The sequence below is a fragment of the Haloarcula halobia genome (assembly GCF_029338255.1).
GTDB lineage: Archaea > Halobacteriota > Halobacteria > Halobacteriales > Haloarculaceae > Haloarcula > Haloarcula halobia.
In genome coordinates this window covers 280298-298241 of record NZ_CP119787.1, presented here as the reverse complement: position 1 = coordinate 298241, position 17944 = coordinate 280298, and the positions used below count along the sequence as shown (strand labels likewise).

Below are 17944 nucleotides of genomic sequence, written 5' to 3'. Positions count from 1 at the left end.
GGCGTCTTAACAGGCACGCCACAGGGGCCCCGTGGCACGGCCTGTCGTGGCGGCGGCGTAACCGGGTATCGCAACGGTAACGGAAACCACTATCTGCCCTGGATTCCAGGTACGGGACATGACCAAACGCCACGTGTCGCTCCCACCGATGGCCGAGGAGGGCCTCCAGACGTTCATCGACGAGGTCGACGAACGCCTGTCGGGTCCCGAAGAGACCTGCGACGTGGTGACCGACGTGCTCGTGGACCTCCACGGGGACCGGGGGGCATACGAGCGCTGGCAGGCCGGCGGCGACGTCTCGCCGGCCGAGCGGGTCCGCCTGCAGGGCTACGACCCGTGCAACACGACCCTAGAGAGCGAGTACTACGCCGAGAAAGACGAAGAGCAGTTCAAACACTCCAAACACCTCCAGTGGCTCTGGCGACAGTTCGACGCCACGCCGATGGCCGACAACGTCGAGTTCGCCCTGCGCTTCCGGCAGATGCTCGCCGAGCACCTCTTTGCGGACTGCGGGGACGACTGCCGCTTTTTCAAGAACATCAGCTTCACCTACGGCCACAACATCGAGATCGGCGACAACGTCGTCGTCCACGACGACGTCCACCTGGACGACCGGGGGAAACTGACCATCGGGGACCGCGTCTCCATCTCCGACGACGCTCACGTCTACAGCCACGACCACGACGTCGTCGACCAGACCCAGGTGGACAACTACCACACGATCGTCGAGGACGACGTCCGTCTGACCTACGACTCGATGGTCCGGGCCGGCGTCCGCGTCGGCGAGAACGCCGTCCTCGCGGCCAAGTCGATCGCGGGCTCGGACATCCCCGCCCACCACATCGCCGCGGGCACGCCCGCGAAGTCCATCGCCGTCAAGGACGGCTGGGAGTCCGTCGCCGACCCGCTCGAGGGCGCGAACGTCGACCGCCGCGCCGAGCGCCAGATTCCGTACGACGTGCCCGACGGCCTCAACCGGTTCGACGAGTTCCAGCGCGACCGCTCGCCGCCCGACCGGTAGCCCCGGTCCCGGGGAGCAACACCGAAGTACCCCCGGTCGCAACACCGTCCCATGCAGCCCCTTGGCTGGCTCCTCGTCTCCCTCGTCGGGTTCGGACTCCTGCAGGTCCTGCTCTATCGCCACTTCGGCCGTCGCGAACCGACGCCGGGCAGTAGCCGGGGCGCCAGTGTGACGGGCGACACTCCCGCGTCGGGCCCGCCGGTGGTCGAGTGTCGCCACTGCGGGTCACACAACGAGGCCCACCGGACCGTCCGATACTGTCGGACCTGCGTCGAACCACTCGAGTAACGCCCCGCCGCCACTACCTCACGCATGCGCAGTCTGGCTATCAACGTCGGCGCCAACACCAACGAACCGGGCTTTCGGGGCCCCCTCTACCCCGACGGGTCGTTCGAGTACGTCCCCATCCCCGAGTCGAAGCCCACGAGCGAGGCGGTGCCGACCTACGCCGACCTCGACCTGGCGACGGACGTCCGCGACGTCGCCGACCGGCCCGTCCACTTCGACCCGGAGTTCCCCGAGGTCGGCGGAGAGCGCTACACGTACGGCGACGAACACGGGGTGAAGGCCGGCCCCATCGCGTCGCTCTCGACCGGCGACTACCTCGTCTTCTACGCGACGCTGTCGACGCCCGCCGACCCGCCCGACTGGGCACCGCCCGAGTGGGGCGCCTTCTGCATCGGCCACTTCCGCCTGGCCCGGCCGCCGGTGACCGGCGAGGCCTACGCCGACCTCCCGCCCGACGAGCGGGCGGTCTTTGCCTCCAACGCCCACGTCAGGCGCGACCCCTTCGACGCCCGCGTGCTCGTCCTCGGCGACCCCGAGGACTCGCGGCTCTACGACGCGGCCGTCCCGCTGTCGACGCCCGCCGCCGGGACCGAGGCCAACTGGCTGGTCACCGACTGTTCGGCCGATTCGGGGAAGGGGCCCTGGTGGCGGCGCCCGCTCCGGTTCGACGAGGCGGGGACCGGGCGCCTGCTGGCGGCCGTCGACGCCGCTCCTGTAATCGACCAGTCAAAATGAGTTATCAGGGCTGAAAACCGAGTACGAAAGCATATGTCCAGACGCGCACAGGCTGGTGGTATGCGTCTCTCGACCGGCGTCCCCGGATTCGATACTCTCGTCGAAGGTGGCCTCCTCTCTAACCGTCTCTACGTCGTCAGCGGACCGCCCGGCAGCGGGAAGACCACCTTCTCCTCGCAGTTCATCACCCAGGGAGCCAAAGAGGGTGAGTCCTGTCTCTACGTCACGATGCACGAGACCAAGGCGGAGCTGATGCAGGACATGGCCGGTTACGACTTCGGTTTCGACCGGGCGATGCAGTCCGACGCCATCCAGTTTCTCAACCTCGTCACCGAGTCCGGGAAGCGGACCATCACGCAGTTTGGCACCGACGGCGGCCTGACGAACCGCCTGGTCGCGTTCATCGAACAAAACGACATCCAGCGGGTCGTCATCGACTCGACGATGCTCCTCCAGCACTTCATGCAGGACGTCGACAGCGAGATCACGGGCTTCCTCTCGGCGCTGAAACAGACCGAGGCGACGACGCTGCTCATCTCCGAGATGACCGACCCCTCCTCGTACAGCGACGAGCACTACCTCGCTCACGGCGTCATCTTCTTCCACAACTTCCTGGAGAAGGGGAGCATGACGCGGGGCGTCCAGGTCATCAAGATGCGCGGGACCGCCATCGACTGTGACATCCGCAAGATAGAGTTCACCGATCACGGCCTGAACGTCATCGACGAGAAGGTCCAGACGTAGTCAAGATGAGTCTCTACGAGCGAAAGTACGACACGGGGTGGGCCACGCTCGAGAAGGACGAGGCGACGGACCGGGCCTACGCCATCGGCGTCGCCGAACGCTTCGGCGAGTACAACCGCGAGGAACTGGAGGCCATCTACCGGGAGATGGACTCGGCGTACCACCGCAGCATGGTCGAACTCGCCTACGACGAGGGGCGAAACGAGGCCAAGGAGGCCGCGACGGCCGACGACGCCGACAAGGAGGCCGTCTGGAACGAGCTCGTCGAGGGCGAGACGACCTACGTCGACCCAGACGACGTCCCGACCGGCGGCCGCGACCGCCTCCCGAAGGCGCTCGAACCGACGGAACTGCTCGACAGACAGGACGTCGACAGCACCGAGGCGACCTCGCGGCCGGACTTCCTGGACCGGTAGCGGTCGGCACGGACGCGCCGCTCACGGAGTAGCCGTCGAAAGAAACGAGTCGTACTGCCGGGTGTCCCCGGCGCCGGGTCGCTCAGAACGAGACCTGTTCGGGACCGTCCTCGCCCATCGCGACCGGGTCGCGGTCGGAGTAGCCGACGCGGCCGATCGCCTTGTCGGACATCCCAGAGCAGGCCGTCAGCATCGCGTCCTCGGCCGTCTCGAACGTCTCGGGGCCCGACCGGTCGAGCGCGTCGGCCAGCGTCTCGGTCCCGTTTGGCAGCTCCAGGACCATGTCGCCGTCGGCCTCGATGAGCTCCTCGGTCGTCATCGGGTAGGTGTGTGCCTCGAACGCGGTCTGAACCTCTGTCAGTAGCCTCATGGGGGGAGAAAGTTAATGGTCGATAATAAACCTTCACCATCTATTGTTATGAGTTGTACAATGTGTTTAAGGACCACGGTACGGAATCCCACGCCCACAGGGATGTGTCAACTGGATTACTGACCCGTGGGGCAGCTGCCTCGCTGACCGGTCCCGGCCAGCGACGTCCGGCCCGCGACCCCAAGATTCTTCGCTTCCGGCGGTCCTGTCGGCGGTATGGTCGTCGCCGACTTGCACGTGCACACGACGCGCTCGGACGGGACGCTGACCCTGGAGACGCTCCCGGCCGCCGCGGTGGCGGCGGACGTCGACGTGGTCGCCGTCACCGACCACGACCGCATCCACCCTGACCTCGACAGCCCGGTGACGACCCACGACGGGCTGACCGTCGTCCACGGGATCGAACTGCGGGTCGACGCCGGCGACCAGCGTCTGGACCTGCTCGGGTACGGGGTCGACCCGACCGACGCACTCGAGGCCGAGTGTGCCCGCATCCAGCGCGATCGTCGCGAGCGGGGCCGGCGCATCATCGACTGCGTCGAGGACCGTCTCGGCGTCACGCTCGACGTCGAACCGCGCGACGGACTGGGCCGACCACACGTCGCCCGAGCCATCGCCGACGCCACGGACTACACCGTCCAGAGCGCGTTCGACGATCTCATCGGTGACGACTGTCCCTGTTACGTCGCCCGCCAGGTCCCTTCCTTCGAGCGGGGCCGGGACCTGCTCGCCGACGCCTGTGGCCTCGTCGCGCTCGCCCACCCCTTCCGGTACCCCGACCCCGAGGCCGCGCTGGCCCGCTGTCGCACGCTGGACGCCGTCGAGTACTGGTACCCCTACGGCCGGCCCGTCGACGACGCCGCACTCGATGCGGCCATCGAGGACGACGACCTGCTCCCGACCGGCGGGAGCGACGCCCACGGCGAGTCCGTCGGCGAGACCGGTCTCGACGAGCGGGCCTGGAAGCGAGTCCGCGCGGCCCTCGGCGTCTGACGCTCGGCAGCCGGAATCAGAGGGTTCAATGTCTGCCGGACGCTACCTGGAGGTATGCAGTGTCACTACTGCGATCGTGAAGCCGACGTCGCCGTCGAGAAGGACGGAGTGAAGGTCGGCGTCTGCACGGAGCACTTCCGCGAGCAGATGGCCGAACTCGAGGACGCCGACTGGATCGAGGAGCTCGACGAGCAGCTCGACATCGACCGTCGAGAGTAGTCGCCCCGACTCGTCCCCGTCGTTTCCCCGCCTGCTCTGTGTCCGTCTCCCGACGCTCCCCGCCGAGCCGTGTGACCGCCGCCCCGCGTGACCCCACGCGCCCCGTCTCCCGGCGACGGCCGACGCCGAGGTGCGCCCCTGTCGACGCCCTCAGAGGGCGACGGTCTCGCCCAGTTCCGGCGCGTCGGCGTCGTAGCCGTCCTCGCGCAGGGCCGCCGCGAACACGTCACAGCGGTCGCCGTGGGTGACCAGGACCGTGCTGTCCCGGTAGGGCTCGAGGAAGTCGGCGAGTCCCTCGCGGTCGGCGTGCGCGGAGAACTCGTGGAGTTCGACCCGGGCGCTCACCGACAGCATCCGCCCGTCGAACTCGGCGCTGCCGGTCTCCAGCAGTTCCCGGCCGGGCGTGCCATCCACCTGGTAGCCCGTCAGCGCGACTTTGTTCGTCGGGTGCCCGCGGATGGCGGGCACGTAGGTCATCGCCGGGCCGCCCGAGAGCATCCCCGACGTCGTGACGATGACCGCGTTCTGTTCGGCGATGCGTCGCCGCTGGCCGTCGCGGCCGTCGACGTACCGCGCGCTGGCGCGGGCCCCCCGCAGCGCCTCGGCGTCACGGAGGAACTCGGGGTGGCAGAGCAGCTGGTCGGTCACGCGCTGGCCCATCCCGTCGACGTAGCAGTCCACGTCGTTGGCGGCACAGACGAGCATGACCTCCTGCGTGCGGCCGATGGCGAAGGCGGGGACGACGACGGTCCCGCCCTGCCAGACGGTCTGTCGAAGGCTCTCGACGAACCCGCGCTCGACGGCGTCGCGGGCCTCGTGGGTCACGTCAGAGTACGTCGACTCGCAGACGACCGCGTCGGCCTCGGGCCGGGCCGTCGTCGCCTCGACGAGGCGCTGGCGGCCGGTGTGGAAGTCCCCCGTATAGAGGAGTCGCGTCGCCCCATCGTCGACGAGGACGTGGGCGCTTCCGGGGATGTGACCGGCGTTGTACAGCGTCACCTCGTAGCCGGCGGCCGAAAACGTCTCGCCGTAGCTGTGGGTCCGCGAGGCCTGCGTGACCCGGCGCACGTCGGTGTCGGTGAACGGACAGCGCGGCGTCGACCCGTGGAGCTTCAGCGTGTCTTCTGCGAGCGTCACCGCCAGGTCGCGCGTCGGGGGCGTCCAGTGGACCGGCGGCAGGTCGCCCGCGCCCATCAGCGCCGGCACGGCCCCGGCGTGGTCGAGGTGGCCGTGGCTGACCACGACCGCCTCGGGGTCGACGTCCCCGACGGGGTACTGGGGTGGCGATTCGCTCGCCATCCCGTAGTCCAGCAGCAACCGGTCGTCGACGAGGACGGCGCTGCGCCCGATCTCATCGGCCCCGCCGAGGAACTGGACGTCCATCACCCCACCGTATCGCCCGCGCGGGTTTCCCTCCGTCGGTTCGTCACCGGAACAGCGTCGTCGGACGGGCCACAGCGTCCGGACGACGACTACCGACCGTGCCGACACCGGACAGAAACAGACGAGTGGTTCCGGGCCTTTACACGTAGCGGCTGTGGCCGGCGCTGCCGGCCATCTCGGCCAGGTCGACGTGGACGTCGGCGATGCGCTCGCGGATCTCCCGGCCGGCGACCCGCGGGTCGAAGCGGTCCTTGTTGGGCGACCAGTCGACGTCGTTGAAGAAGGTATCGCGGTCGCCGTCGACGTCCGTCGGCGGGACGATGTCGGTCGGGGACTCGTTGTAGAGGTCGAAGGCGGTGCGGGTGTACTCGTACTGGTAGCGAGTGTCCTTGTTGACCTTGCAGATGCCGTGCTGGAGCATCTGCTGGAGCTGGTCTTCCTGGACGCCCGAGGAGCCGTGTAGCACCAGCGGCGTGTCCAGGCCGTGGTCGTTCAGCGCCTCGCGGATGTCGCGTGCCAGGTCCGGGCGGAGTTCGAGGTCCTTGCCCTTGGCGACGCCGTGCTGGGTGCCCACGGAGATGGCCAGCAGGTCACAGCCGGTCCGCTCGACGAACTCGACGGCCTGCTCGGGGTCGGTGTAGAAGGCGTCCTCGGACTCGATCTCGTCCTCGACGCCCTTGATCTGACCCAGTTCCGCCTCGACCAAGATGTCGCTGTCGGCCTCGTCGGTCATCTCGACGACCTCCTTGCTCGTCGCGACGTTCTCCTCGAAGGGCTCGTGGGAGGCGTCGATCATGATCGAGGAGGGGATGTCCAGGTCGATCTGGGCCTGGATGGTCTCCAGGTCGGTCTGGTGGTCCATGTTCAGGAAGACGCCGATGTCGTACTGTTCGGCGATGATGTCGATGTAGTTGCCCATCGCCTGCAGGCCCGCGATTGGGTCGCCGTTGCCGGCGAACGTGCAGGCCCCGTTGCTCAGCTGCAACAGGAGGTCGGACTCGACTCGCGAGGCCCCCTCCATCAGGCCCATCATGATGTTCGGTTCCGCGATGTTGCTCGCGACCAGGCCGAAGCCCTCCTCGAGCGCGACGTCGTACACGTCCGAGAGCTCAGAACCGCCCTTGAATGGCATCTGTTGTCACCGGGTCGGGATTTGACCGCACCCGATATAAAGCCATTCTTGCACCGCCACGAGCGGCCCCGATGGCGCGTCGCTCACCGCTTCAGCGCCGCGTGCGTCCGTCTCGCTCGACCGGCGCCTCCCGACGTTGTGTCCCGGTAGCACGTCGGTTGTGTATTGCTACCAAACGTCCACAAACAATTATTATACTCCGGCAGGAACATTACTCTGTATGGCGACACGCCAGCAGACTCCGACGACTACGTATCACACGTGTTCTTGTGGTGAGCAGTTCGAGACGACGGAGGCGCTTCTCGAACACGCTCGGGAGTCGCACCGACTCTCGGTATTCTAACGGCTGGCGTCGACACTGTCGGTCCCGGTCGACCGGGACGACGGCCGGTTTTCAGTCGCCCGCACCCGTCAGGAGCGCCGCCCGCGGTCCTGGCGGACGCCGAACTCCGTGTACCCCCCGTGAGAGACCTCCAGTGCGCCGAGCCACCAGTTCCATCGCTCGGCCAGACTGTACCCCTCGGGGGCGTCCTCGAGGTTCTCGACGACGTCCGCGACGGTCAACTCGGCGTCGAAGTCCGCGTCGAACCGGCCCGAGTCCGCGAGGTCACGGGCCTGCCGGGCGACGACGGTGACCACGTCCCCGTCGGCGTCGAACGTCGCTTCGAGCTCGCGCTCGAGTGCACTCCGGTCCACGTCCGTGTCTGGGCGGCCCCCGTATTGAATGTGTCCCGGGTGCGCGTCACGACGGTGGCACGCAGACGACTACGGCGTGGCTACTCGGGTGCTCGCACGCGGCGCGGAAACAGGACGAGTCCGCCCGCGCAGTCGCCCTGCTCCCCGAGAAGCTACCTACGCTCTCGCGCGAAACCGCTCACGGGCAACTGCCCGCCTGCAATTCGAGGTCGTCCCGCCGGTCAGCCCTCGCGACGCTCGGCGGCCTAGTTGCCCTTCTCGATGGGCGCGCCGACCAGGTTGCCCCACTCGGTCCAGGACCCGTCGTAGTTGATGGCGTCCTCGTAGCCCAGCAGCTCGTGGAGCGCGAACCAGGCGACCGAGGAGCGCTCGCCGATGCGGCAGTAGGCGACGGTCGTCGACTCGCCGTCGATGCCCTCCTCGGCGTACAGTTCCTCGAGCTCGTCGTAGCTCTTGAACGTGCCGTCGTCGTTGGTGACGGCCGCCCACGAGATGTTACGGGCGCCGGGGATGTGGCCGCCGCGCTGGGCGGTCTCCTGGAGTCCGGGGGGTGCGAGGATCTCGCCGGAGAACTCCTCGGGCGAGCGGACGTCGACCAGCGGGACGCCGCGCTCGATGGCGTTCTCGACGTCCTCGCGGTAGGCGCGGATGGATTCGCGCGGCCCGGCAGCGGTGTACTCCTGGGCGGGGAACTCCGGTACCGCGTCGGTCAGCTCGTAGTCGTTCTCGACCCAGTACTCGCGGCCGCCGTCGAGCAGCTTGACGTCGTCGTGGCCGTAGTACTTGAACTGCCAGTAGGTGTAGGCGGCGAACCAGTTGGAGTTGTCGCCATAGAGGACGACGGTGGAGTCCTCGGTGATGCCGGCCTCGCCCAGCAGGGCCTCGAAGTCCGCCTTCGTCAGGATGTCGCGGGTGGTCTGGTCCTGCAGGTCCGTCTCCCAGTTCCAGCCGACGGCGCCGGGCGCGTGGCTCTCGTCGTACAGTTCCGTGTCGACGTCCACCTCGACCAGGCGGTGGGCGGGGTCGTCGCTCTGGAACTCGTCCAGGTGCTCGCTGACCCAGTCGGCCGAGACGAGCACGTCGTTAGCGTAATCGGTCATAATGCACTCGAGTACTAGTCTCCCGGCCATATATTACTACGACTTTCGGCAGGTTCGGCCACTCGTACCCCCTGACGGCAGATGTTGCCTCGAACGGCCGACAGTTCCATGAGAATACATGTCAGGGGAGTCGCAGACGAGGGGTGGCCGGCGCCCCCGTGACGCAGAACTACGGGCGAATGTTGCCACGGTCTTCGACCGCCGGGGATGGCAGTTTTCAAGCGTGACGAGCGGGTACACGCGGGCAATGACCGACATCGTCTCCGCCGAGTGGGTCGCGGACCGCCTCGAGGACCTCCGGGTCGTCGACGTCCGCGACGCCTGGGAGTACGAGGGCCTCGGCCACCTGGAGGGCGCGGTGAACGTCCCGTTCGACGAGTTCCGCGCGGCCGACAACGGGGGTACGGCGGGGCTGTTACCGACGACGGAGGACTGGGTAACCCTCCTCTCTGCGGCCGGTATCGACCGCGAGAGCGAGATCCTGGCCTACGACGACCACCACGGCGTCTTCGCGGCGCGCTTTCTGGTCACGGCGGAGCTGCTGGGCCACGACCCGGACCGCCTCCACCTGCTCGACGGCGACTTCTCGAGCTGGCAGCAGTCCAACGAGACCACGGGCGAGGCGCCCGACGTCGAGCCGACGGAGTACGTCGTCGAGCGACCCGACGAGACGCCGCTGGTCGGGGCCGAGGACGTCGCGGCGGCCGTCGACGACCCCGACGCCGTGCTCGTCGACACCCGCGACGAGGCCGAGTACGACGCGGGCCACATCCCCGGGGCCGTGGTACTCGACTGGCGCGACCTGGTCGACGACGAGACGCGCGGCGTCCTCCCTCGCGAGGACGCCCTCGCGGTGCTCGAATCCGTCGGCGTCGTCCCCGAGACGCGCGTCGTCCTCTACTGCAACACCGCCCGGCGAATCAGTCACACCTACGTCGTCCTCCGCCACCTCGGCTTCGAGGACGTGGCGTTCTACGAGGGCAGCCTCACCGAGTGGGAGGCCCAGGACCGCCCGCTCGTCGAGGAGTGAGCGGCCCGCCGCGCTGCGTTCGGGCGTACTCCCGCTAGCTCGCCGTCTGCTCGTCGGTCACGAGGTGGAGCAACTCCACCAGCAGGCCGATGATGACCGGGCCGGCGATGAACCCGATCGCGCCCAGCGAGAGTAACCCGCCGACGAACCCGACGAAGTAGAGGCTCGTCGGCATCCCCGTGGTGTACCGCGCCAGACGCGGGCGGATGACCGCGTCCGGCATGAAGCCGATGACGATCAGGCCGAAGACGACGACCAGGACGGCACCGACGACGTCCCCGGCGACGGCCTGGGCGACGCCGATGGCCACGACGACGACGCTCGGGCCGACGATGGGCACGAACTGGAGGATGCCTGCCAGCACCGCCAGCGCGAACGCGCCCGGCAGGCCGAGCACCGCGAAGAACACCCAGGCAACGAGGAACGTACCGAAGGCCGTGGCCGCCTGCAGGACGTAGATGGCGTACAGCGTCGAGCGCAGCCGCTCGTGGAGGCGGTGCAAGACGTCGTGGTACCCGGGGGGGACCATCCGGAAAATCTCCTCGCGCGGCGCCGTCGGCCGCCAGAGGATGGCGTAGACGAGGATGGTAAAGAGGACCGCCTTCAGCGCGAGCACCGGGGCTTCGGCGGCGAGCGCGACGGCGGCGTCTGTCAGTGCTCCCCTGGCACTGGCCAGCGCGGCCTCCACCTCCAGGACGTAGACCATCCCACCGACCTCTAGCGTCACGGTGTCGGGCAGCTGCCGGAAGAACGCGAAGAGGTCGCGCCGGCGGAGGTAGACCACCGCACCGAGCGGGACGGCGATGGCCGTCCCGGCACCGAAGGCGACGGCCGTCGCCACCGCGGCCGCGAGTCGCTTCGAGAGGCCCAGGTCGACGAGCCACCCCGACAGCGGATAGAGGACGTAGGCGACGGTGATGGCGAAGAAGATGGTCGCCAGCACGCTCGAGAGCATCGCCATCGCCAGCAGGCAGGCGACAGCGAGCAGCGTCGCCAGCAGGACGGGCCGTCGGGAATCGGACACAGGCGACGTTTGCCCGGGTGGGAGAAAAGCGTTCCCGGTCGTTCACCCTCGCGTTTAGGTGCGAGATCGCGGGTGTAAACACCTAGGAATCCCCGCTGCTGTCGGGCGCGACGCGCCGATAACGCCCCTTTCATAGTGATTGCTGTGACTGTTTACCGGTACGACCGCACGTAGTCGTGCGGTTGGTACCGAAATGACTCACAGCAGTCACTATCAGTCCACTCACAGCCAGGTGGTCAGCCAGTGTTGGTGGGACTGAACGGCAGCGAGGGACCGCCGGACCGACCCCAGCGTTCTTGCTTCGGCCGGGTGACCTACGCCCATGCAGTGGTACAACGAACCCGAGACGTGGGCGGCAACCGACGACGAGGTCCGACTGACCGTCCCCGGTGACACCGACTGCTGGCGCGTCACGCGCCACGACTTCGTCGCCGACGACGCGCCCTTCTACTACCGCGCGGTCGACGGCGACTTCACCGCGACGGTCCGGGTGACCGGCGACTACGACGACCAGTACGATCAGGTGGGGCTGATGGTCCGCGAGAGCGAGACCCACTGGCTGAAGTGCGGCGTCGAGGTCCTCGACGGCGTCCAGCAGGCCAGCGCCGTCCTCACGCGTGACTACTCGGACTGGTCTGTCCTGCCTCTCGAGGAAGCCCCCGGGCCGGTGTGGGTCCGCGTCGAGCGAATCGGCGCGACCCTCGAGGTGTCTTACTCGCTCGACGGCGTCGACTACACGATGATCCGCCAGGGCTACCTGAGCGACGCCGACGCGCTACAGGTCGGACTGATGGCCGCGGCGCCACAGGGCGACGGCTTCGAGGCGGTCTTCGAGGAGTTCACCGTCGAACAGTAGGGACTCGCGGTGTCGAAGCGGGGAGAGAAGTCAGTTGACGAGCGGTGCGAGACGGCGGAAGGCAAGACGGGAAAGCATTCGGCGGCGAAGCCGCCGATTCAACCGCGGCGAGCGACTACCGCGCGCCGGAGGCGCGCGACGGGAGCGCAAGCCGCGATTTTTCCCCAGGTTTTTGCCCGAACGAGCGCCGCGAAGCGGCGCGAGTGAGGTGCAAAAGTGGGTTTACCTCGCGTGTCGCTACGCTCCCGCTCGGCAGTTCGGAGACTTCGCTCCGCTCGTCTCCTACATCATGCCGCCCATGCCGCCGCCCATACCGCCCATGCCGCCGCCCATACCGCCGGGCGCGCCGCCGGGGCCGCCTTCGTCCTCGTCGCCTTCGGTCGAGAGGTCGCCCGCGGCGATGATGTCGTCGATCTTGAGCACCAGGTTCGCGGCCTCGGCGGCCGAGGAGATGGCCTGGCGCTTGGCGTGTTCGGGTTCGACGACGCCGGTTTCGAGCGTGTCCTCGACCTCGCCGGAGAAGACGTTCAGGCCGGCGCTGACCTCGCCGCTCTCGTGGGCCGCACGCAGGTCGACGAGCGTGTCGATGCTGTCCAGACCCGCGTTCTCGGCGAGGGTGCGCGGGATGATCTCGAGCGCGTCGGCGAAAGCCTCGACGGCGAGCTGCTCGCGGCCCTCGACGGAGTCGGCGTAGTCACGCAGGCGACGGGCGACCTCGATTTCGGGGGCGCCGCCGCCACCGAGGACCCGCCCGTTGGCGACGGTGGAGGTGACGACGTCCATCGCGTCCTCGACGCCGCGTTCGAGCTCGTCGACGACGTGCTCGGTGGAGCCACGGAGCAGGAGCGTGACGCCGTGGGCGTCATCGCCGGTCCCCTCGATGTAGAACAGGCCCTGCTTCTCGTCGCGGGTGACCGTGCCGTGGCCGAGGTCGTCCTCGCTGGCGGTGTCCAGGTCGGAGACGACGCTGGCGTCGAGCACTTCCTTGAGGAACTCGATGTCGGACTTCTTGGCACGCTTGATAGCCAGGATACCCTTCTGGGCGAGGTAGTGCTGGGCCATGTCGTCGATGTTCTTCTGACAGAGCAGGACGTTGGCGCCGGTTGCCTCGACCTTCTCGACCAGTTCGCGCAGTTGCTTTTCCTCCTGGTCGAGGAAGGTCTGGAGCTGGTCGGGGCTGTCGACGGAGAGCTGGGCGTCGACCTCGGTGTCGTCGAGCTCGATGGCGGTGTCCATCAGGAGGACCTTTGCGTCCTCGACCTCCGTGGGCATCTCCTCGTGGACGGGGTCCTTGTCGACGACAGCGCCCTCCAGGAGTTCGGAGTTGCCGGCCGAGCGGCCGGTCTGGGTCTCGATGTCGAGGTACTCGAGGTCGGCGACGACGCTGCCGTCCTCGGCCTCGACGGTGACGGCACGGACCGCGTCGACGATGAGCTGGGCGAGCAGGTCCTTGTTGAGCTCGGCGCCCTTGCCCGTCATCGAGGTCTCGGCGACCTTCTTCAGCAGCTCCTCGTCGTCGCGGTCGACGTCGGTGGCGATCTCGGCGAGCGCGGACTTGGCCTCGGCGGCGGCCATGTCGAAGCCGCTGATGATGGCCGACGGGTGGATGTCCTGATCCAGGAGGTCCTCGGCGTTCTTCAGGAGCTCGCCGGCGATGGCGACCGCGGAGGTGGTGCCGTCACCGGCCTCGTCTTCCTGTGTCTCGGCGACCTCGACGATCATCGAGGCCGTCGGGTTGTCGATGTCCATCTCTCTGAGGATGGTGACGCCGTCGTTCGTGACGGTTACGTCGCCAAGCGAGGAGACGAGCATCTTGTCCATACCCTTCGGTCCGAGCGTCGACCGGACCGACTCGGCGACCGCACGGGCGGCCGAGATGTTGTGTTCCTGTGCAGACTTGTCCTTCATCCGCTGGGCGTCTTCGCCCAGGATGATCATCGGCTGGCCCTGCATCTGGCGCTGACTCATAATCAGTCGAGAGATTGCATGTGGTTCTATATAAATGTAGGGGTTACGGCCGGACGGCCGGACGGCCGACCGGCGTCAGCGAGCGCGCAGAACCACCGTACTGCGACGGATAACCGGCGTTCGTGTGGTACTGCGTAGCACGCTACCGCGGCAGACCGCGGGAGTCTTTATATATTCACTCGACCGGTTCGCGCCAGTTGACGATGACAGTGCCCACGACGAACGCGTCGTCGCTGTCGGTGTTCCGACGGAACTGGAGGGTGTTCTCGCCCGCCCCGAGGTGATCGACTGCGAGCGTATCCATCCAGTACTGCCACCGGTCGCTTGTCGCGATGTCGAACCCGGAGAGTGCGGCCCCGTTGACCAGGATGTCGTGGCCGTAGTCGCCGACGTCGAACACCTGCATCTCGACGTAGGGGTCGCGCGGGTCGGCCGTCGGCACCTCGAAGGTCCGCTCGTCGGACGCGTCACCGGTGAACTCTGCCCAGGGGACGTCGAGCGAGGCCGCCGACGGGCCGAGATGTTGCTGGAACGTACAGCGCGCATAGTTGGCACGGCAGGACATACTCGACGTGTCGGACGGGGAATACATAAACGAGACCCCCGACGGGGTGCGGCGGCGACGGGCAGCGACGAGTCATAGTGACTGCTGTGAGTCATTTCGGCATCGACCGCACGACTGCGTGCGGTCGTGCCGGTACACAGTCACAGCAATTACTATCAGGACTCGCCGCGACGGAACCGGGCGATCAGTAGCGTCCCGACCCGGGCGAGGACGTACAGCGCGGCCGTCGCCACAGTGAGCGCGAAGACAGCCGGCCAGAGCAACTCGACGCGGGTGACCAGTTCGTACACCGGGCGCAACTGTTCGATTCGGAGTGCCCGCACCACTGTGGCCAGGACCGAGAGGCCGACAGTCAGGGCCACGGCGACGGCCAGCCAGAAGGCGAGGATGCCTGCGAGCACGGCCGCCTCGGAGAGCGCCCAGCGGAGGCGGTCCCCGACGGTGCCGGAGATCTGTGAGGCTGTCATCGGCGGTGATGGGATCGCCGGTAAAAAATGGCTGGCGCACGCTCAAGCGCTGGTTTCAGCGACGCTGGGGCGGTTCGGAAACGGATTTATTAGCACGTATTCCCTATCGTGGGTGTGAACCGCACGGCAGCGCTCGACGCCGTCGTCTTCGGGGTCGACATCCAGAGCGGTGACGTCCGCGGGGACGCCCCCTCCTACGCGCTGGTGACGTTCGACGGCGAGCACGTCGAGCGGGACGTCGTCTCGCGACGGAAACTGCGACGGCAGATAGAGAGCGACGAACCGGCCATCGTCGCGACGGACAACATGTACGAACTGGCCGCCGACAAGGACCAGCTGATCCACTTCCTCGGGTCGCTCCCCGACGGGACGAAACTGGTGCAGGTGACCGGCGACGAGCGGCCCGAACCCCTCTCGCGGGTGGCCAAACGCCACGGCGTCCCCTACGGCAAGGACCCGATGGAGGAGGCCGAGGCCGCCGCCCGACTCGCGGCCGCCAGCGTCGGCCAGGAGGTGTCCGCGTTCACCGACACGACCGAGGTGAAAGTCTCCCGGGGCCGCTCGACCGGCAAGGGCGGGTGGTCCGAGGACCGCTACACGCGGCGCATCCACGGCTCCGTGAAGAAGCGCGCCCGCGAGGTCGAGTCCGAGCTCGACGGGGCCGGCCTGGAGTACGAGCGCGACGTGACAGAGAAGTACGGCGGGTTCTCGAACGCCGTCTTCCGCGTCGAGGCGCGCCCGCAGGACATCCCCGTCTCGACCGAGCGCTCGGGCGACGTCCGCATCGAGATCGAGCGGATGCGCCGGGACGGCATCGAGTTCCGCCCGCTGGCCAAGCGCCGCGACCACGTCGTCGTCGGCGTCGACCCCGGGACGACCACTGCCGTCGCCGTCGTCGGCCTGGACGGCAGCGTCCTGGACGTCTACTCCTCGCGGACCAACGACACGGCCGAGGTCACCGAGTGGATCATCGAACACGGCCGGCCGGTCGTCGTCGCCGCCGACGTGACGCCGATGCCCGAGACCGTCGAGAAACTGCGGCGATCGTTCAGTGCCGCCGGGTGGGAACCCGAGCGGGACCTGCCGGTCGACGAGAAGAAACACCGCACCCGCGAGGCGGCCTACGACAACGACCACGAACGGGACGCGATGGCCGCCGCGCTCTGTGCGTTCGACGCCCACGAGAGCCAGTTCGACCGCGTGGCCGAGAAGGTCCCGCCCCAGCACGAGGTAGGACGCGTCGTCGCCCGCGTCGTCGCCGGCGAGGAGTCCGTCGAGAGCGTCCTGCGGGACCTCGAGGGCGACGAGGAGCCCGAACCCGAGCAGTCCGAACACCAGCCCCGCGAGCTGACCGCCGAGGAGAAGAAGATAAAGCGCCTGGAGGCCCGCACCCGTCGCCTCGAGTCGAAGGTCGAGGACCTCAGAGAGACAATCGCGAGCAAGGACGAGGCACTCGCCGAGAAGGAAACGCAACTCGAGAAGGCCAGAAGCGAGGGCCGCCGGGAGGTGCGCAAGGACCGCGAGGTCACCCGCCTCCAGCGGCGCAACGAGGCGCTCGAACGGCAGGTCGAGGACGAGCAGGACAAACGCGAGGCGCTCGAGGACAAACTGGAGCGCCTGAAGTCGCTGTGGAAGCTCGACCACTCGAACTTCGCCGACGTCTCCGAGCAACAGGAGGGACTGGTCCCGGTGAAGGTCGTCGCACAGTTCACCCGCGACGCCATCGAGGACGCCGACGAGCGCTTCGGCCTCGCCCGGGACGACATCGTGTTGCTCCGGGACGCCTCGGGTGCCGGACGCTCGACTGCGCGGCGCCTCGCCGACGTCGACCCCCGCGTCGTCCTGCGCAACGGGAACCTCTCGGACGCCGCCGACGAGGTGCTCTTCGAGAACGAGGTGCCCGTCGCTCCCGCCGAGATGGTCACCGTCCAGGAGGTCGACGAGCTGGCCATCGCCCGCGAGCGGGAGGTCGAGGCGGCCGTCGCCGACTGGGAGCGCCGCGCCGAGGAGCGCACGAAGGAGCGCAAGACCGAGATGGTCGACCAGATAATCAGCGAACACCGCGCCGACCGCCCGGCCAGCGGCGAGAACTGACTGCGACGCGTGGCGTGGGCCGGTCGGGTGTCGGCGTCCGCCGGTGCTTACTTGTAGTCGCGTGGTGACACGGAACACGATGTACGACCAGGTACTGCTCCCGACGGACGGCAGCGAGGGTGCCGCCGCAGCGACCGACGTGGCGTTCGCCCTCGCGGGCCGGTTCGACGCGCCGGTCCACGCGCTGTACGTCGTCGACGAGCGGTTCGTGGCCGACGAGTTCGACGCCCCCGTCGAGGCGGCCGAGCGCGAGGCGACGGCCGCCCTGGAGGCGGCGAGCGATCGCGGTACGGAACACGGGGTCTCCGTCGAGAAGCACCTCCGCCGGGGCGTCCCCCACGAGGAGATACTCGACGCCGTCGACGACTACGCAGCCGACCTGGTGGTGATGGGGACCCACGGCCGGACCGGCCTCGACCGGTTCCGGCACGTCGGCAGCGTCACCGAACGCGTCGTCCGGTCGGCGCCGGTCGAGGTTCACACCGTCCCGGCCGGCCGGGCCGACGCGTGAGTCACGTCGCGAGCGAGACGGCGTTCGTGTCGCGTCGTCCGGTTCCAGCGACGGACGGGCCCCGCGATTCGGGGATCGTTCCCGTCCCGTGTTTACATGCCGCCCATGCCGCCGCCACCCATGCCGCCGCCACCCATGCCGCCACCGCCCATGCCGCCGAGGCCGAACGCGCCCAGCAGACTGGTGACGAGGCCGTAGACGATGAGGCCGACGCCGCCGACGACCAGCGCCAGGCCCGCGGCGAGGATCAGGTTCTGCCAGGCGACGAGGCTGATGCCGCCAAGCAGGACGACGACTCCGGCGAGACCGACCGTGCCGAGTTTGTCGAACAT

21 protein-coding genes are annotated in these 17944 nt (G+C 68.2%); 11 read left to right on the top strand and 10 right to left on the bottom strand.

What is annotated here, in order from left to right:
* The first annotated feature begins 118 nt into the window (after nt 1-118).
* The 5 genes from P1K88_RS01515 to P1K88_RS01495 are packed head-to-tail and all read left to right on the top strand — an operon-like array spanning nt 119 to nt 3204.
* Nucleotides 119-1021 (top strand): acyltransferase, encoded by a 903-nt coding sequence (locus P1K88_RS01515; RefSeq protein ID WP_276411992.1) that lies wholly within the window; start codon nt 119-121, stop codon nt 1019-1021.
* 51 nt (nt 1022-1072) lie between these two features.
* Nucleotides 1073-1309: a DUF7577 domain-containing protein gene (locus P1K88_RS01510; protein WP_276411991.1), complete on the top strand. Its 237-nt coding sequence runs from the start codon at nt 1073-1075 to the stop codon at nt 1307-1309.
* Nucleotides 1310-1333: 24 nt separating this feature from the next.
* On the top strand, nt 1334-2044 hold the full coding sequence (locus P1K88_RS01505; protein WP_276411990.1) for an Nmad3 family putative nucleotide modification protein: 711 nt from the start codon (nt 1334-1336) through the stop codon (nt 2042-2044).
* Between the two features lie 60 nt (nt 2045-2104).
* Nucleotides 2105-2788, top strand: coding sequence for an RAD55 family ATPase (locus P1K88_RS01500; protein WP_276411989.1), 684 nt, complete (start codon nt 2105-2107; stop codon nt 2786-2788).
* 5 nt (nt 2789-2793) lie between these two features.
* Complete coding sequence (locus tag P1K88_RS01495) at nt 2794-3204, top strand: DUF8057 family protein (RefSeq protein WP_276411987.1); 411 nt, start codon at nt 2794-2796, stop codon at nt 3202-3204.
* An 82-nt stretch (nt 3205-3286) separates the two neighbouring features.
* On the opposite strand, the gene P1K88_RS01490 is transcribed toward P1K88_RS01495, so the two are convergent.
* A complete protein-coding gene (locus tag P1K88_RS01490) occupies nt 3287-3574 on the bottom strand; it encodes a DUF5789 family protein (RefSeq protein WP_276411985.1) in 288 nt (95 codons plus the stop codon).
* 216 nt (nt 3575-3790) lie between these two features.
* On the opposite strand from P1K88_RS01490, the gene P1K88_RS01485 reads away from it, so the two are divergent.
* A complete protein-coding gene (locus P1K88_RS01485; RefSeq protein ID WP_276411983.1) occupies nt 3791-4567 on the top strand; it encodes a PHP domain-containing protein in 777 nt (258 codons plus the stop codon).
* 54 nt (nt 4568-4621) lie between these two features.
* Nucleotides 4622-4786: a DUF6757 family protein gene (locus P1K88_RS01480; RefSeq protein ID WP_276411981.1), complete on the top strand. Its 165-nt coding sequence runs from the start codon at nt 4622-4624 to the stop codon at nt 4784-4786.
* Nucleotides 4787-4936: 150 nt separating this feature from the next.
* Here the strand turns inward: P1K88_RS01480 and P1K88_RS01475 are convergent, their stop codons facing one another.
* The 4 genes from P1K88_RS01475 to P1K88_RS01460 form a co-directional block, all read right to left on the bottom strand.
* Nucleotides 4937-6169 carry an MBL fold metallo-hydrolase gene (locus P1K88_RS01475; protein WP_276411980.1) on the bottom strand — a complete coding sequence of 411 codons (1233 nt, stop codon included), beginning with the start codon at nt 6167-6169 and terminating at the stop codon, nt 4937-4939.
* A 139-nt stretch (nt 6170-6308) separates the two neighbouring features.
* Nucleotides 6309-7301: a class II fructose-bisphosphate aldolase gene (fba, locus tag P1K88_RS01470; protein ID WP_276411979.1), complete on the bottom strand. Its 993-nt coding sequence runs from the start codon at nt 7299-7301 to the stop codon at nt 6309-6311.
* Nucleotides 7302-7712: 411 nt separating this feature from the next.
* Nucleotides 7713-7997, bottom strand: coding sequence for a WNWW family protein (locus tag P1K88_RS01465; RefSeq protein ID WP_276411977.1), 285 nt, complete (start codon nt 7995-7997; stop codon nt 7713-7715).
* A gap of 245 nt (nt 7998-8242) precedes the next feature.
* Entirely contained in the window at nt 8243-9097 is an 855-nt protein-coding gene (locus P1K88_RS01460) for a sulfurtransferase (RefSeq protein WP_276411976.1), read from the bottom strand.
* A gap of 247 nt (nt 9098-9344) precedes the next feature.
* On the opposite strand from P1K88_RS01460, the gene P1K88_RS01455 reads away from it, so the two are divergent.
* Nucleotides 9345-10127, top strand: a complete 783-nt coding sequence (locus P1K88_RS01455) for a sulfurtransferase (protein WP_276411975.1) — start codon at nt 9345-9347, stop codon at nt 10125-10127.
* A gap of 34 nt (nt 10128-10161) precedes the next feature.
* Here the strand turns inward: P1K88_RS01455 and P1K88_RS01450 are convergent, their stop codons facing one another.
* Nucleotides 10162-11151 (bottom strand): AI-2E family transporter, encoded by a 990-nt coding sequence (locus tag P1K88_RS01450; RefSeq protein ID WP_379786652.1) that lies wholly within the window; start codon nt 11149-11151, stop codon nt 10162-10164.
* A gap of 322 nt (nt 11152-11473) precedes the next feature.
* On the opposite strand from P1K88_RS01450, the gene P1K88_RS01445 reads away from it, so the two are divergent.
* Entirely contained in the window at nt 11474-12007 is a 534-nt protein-coding gene (locus tag P1K88_RS01445; RefSeq protein WP_276411973.1) for a DUF1349 domain-containing protein, read from the top strand.
* A 282-nt stretch (nt 12008-12289) separates the two neighbouring features.
* Here the strand turns inward: P1K88_RS01445 and thsB are convergent, their stop codons facing one another.
* The 3 genes from thsB to P1K88_RS01430 form a co-directional block, all read right to left on the bottom strand.
* Entirely contained in the window at nt 12290-13975 is a 1686-nt protein-coding gene (thsB, locus tag P1K88_RS01440) for a thermosome subunit beta (RefSeq protein ID WP_379786651.1), read from the bottom strand.
* Nucleotides 13976-14150: 175 nt separating this feature from the next.
* Nucleotides 14151-14540 carry a DUF7383 domain-containing protein gene (locus P1K88_RS01435; RefSeq protein WP_276411972.1) on the bottom strand — a complete coding sequence of 130 codons (390 nt, stop codon included), beginning with the start codon at nt 14538-14540 and terminating at the stop codon, nt 14151-14153.
* A gap of 155 nt (nt 14541-14695) precedes the next feature.
* A complete protein-coding gene (locus tag P1K88_RS01430) occupies nt 14696-15007 on the bottom strand; it encodes a hypothetical protein (protein WP_276411970.1) in 312 nt (103 codons plus the stop codon).
* A gap of 114 nt (nt 15008-15121) precedes the next feature.
* Here P1K88_RS01430 and P1K88_RS01425 point away from each other — a divergent pair, with 114 nt between their 5' ends.
* Nucleotides 15122-17101 (top strand): DUF460 domain-containing protein, encoded by a 1980-nt coding sequence (locus P1K88_RS01425; RefSeq protein ID WP_276411968.1) that lies wholly within the window; start codon nt 15122-15124, stop codon nt 17099-17101.
* A 79-nt stretch (nt 17102-17180) separates the two neighbouring features.
* Nucleotides 17181-17612 (top strand): universal stress protein, encoded by a 432-nt coding sequence (locus P1K88_RS01420; protein WP_276411966.1) that lies wholly within the window; start codon nt 17181-17183, stop codon nt 17610-17612.
* Nucleotides 17613-17704: 92 nt separating this feature from the next.
* Here P1K88_RS01420 and P1K88_RS01415 read toward each other — a convergent pair whose 3' ends face one another.
* Nucleotides 17705-17944, bottom strand: a complete 240-nt coding sequence (locus tag P1K88_RS01415; protein WP_276411965.1) for a DUF7470 family protein — start codon at nt 17942-17944, stop codon at nt 17705-17707.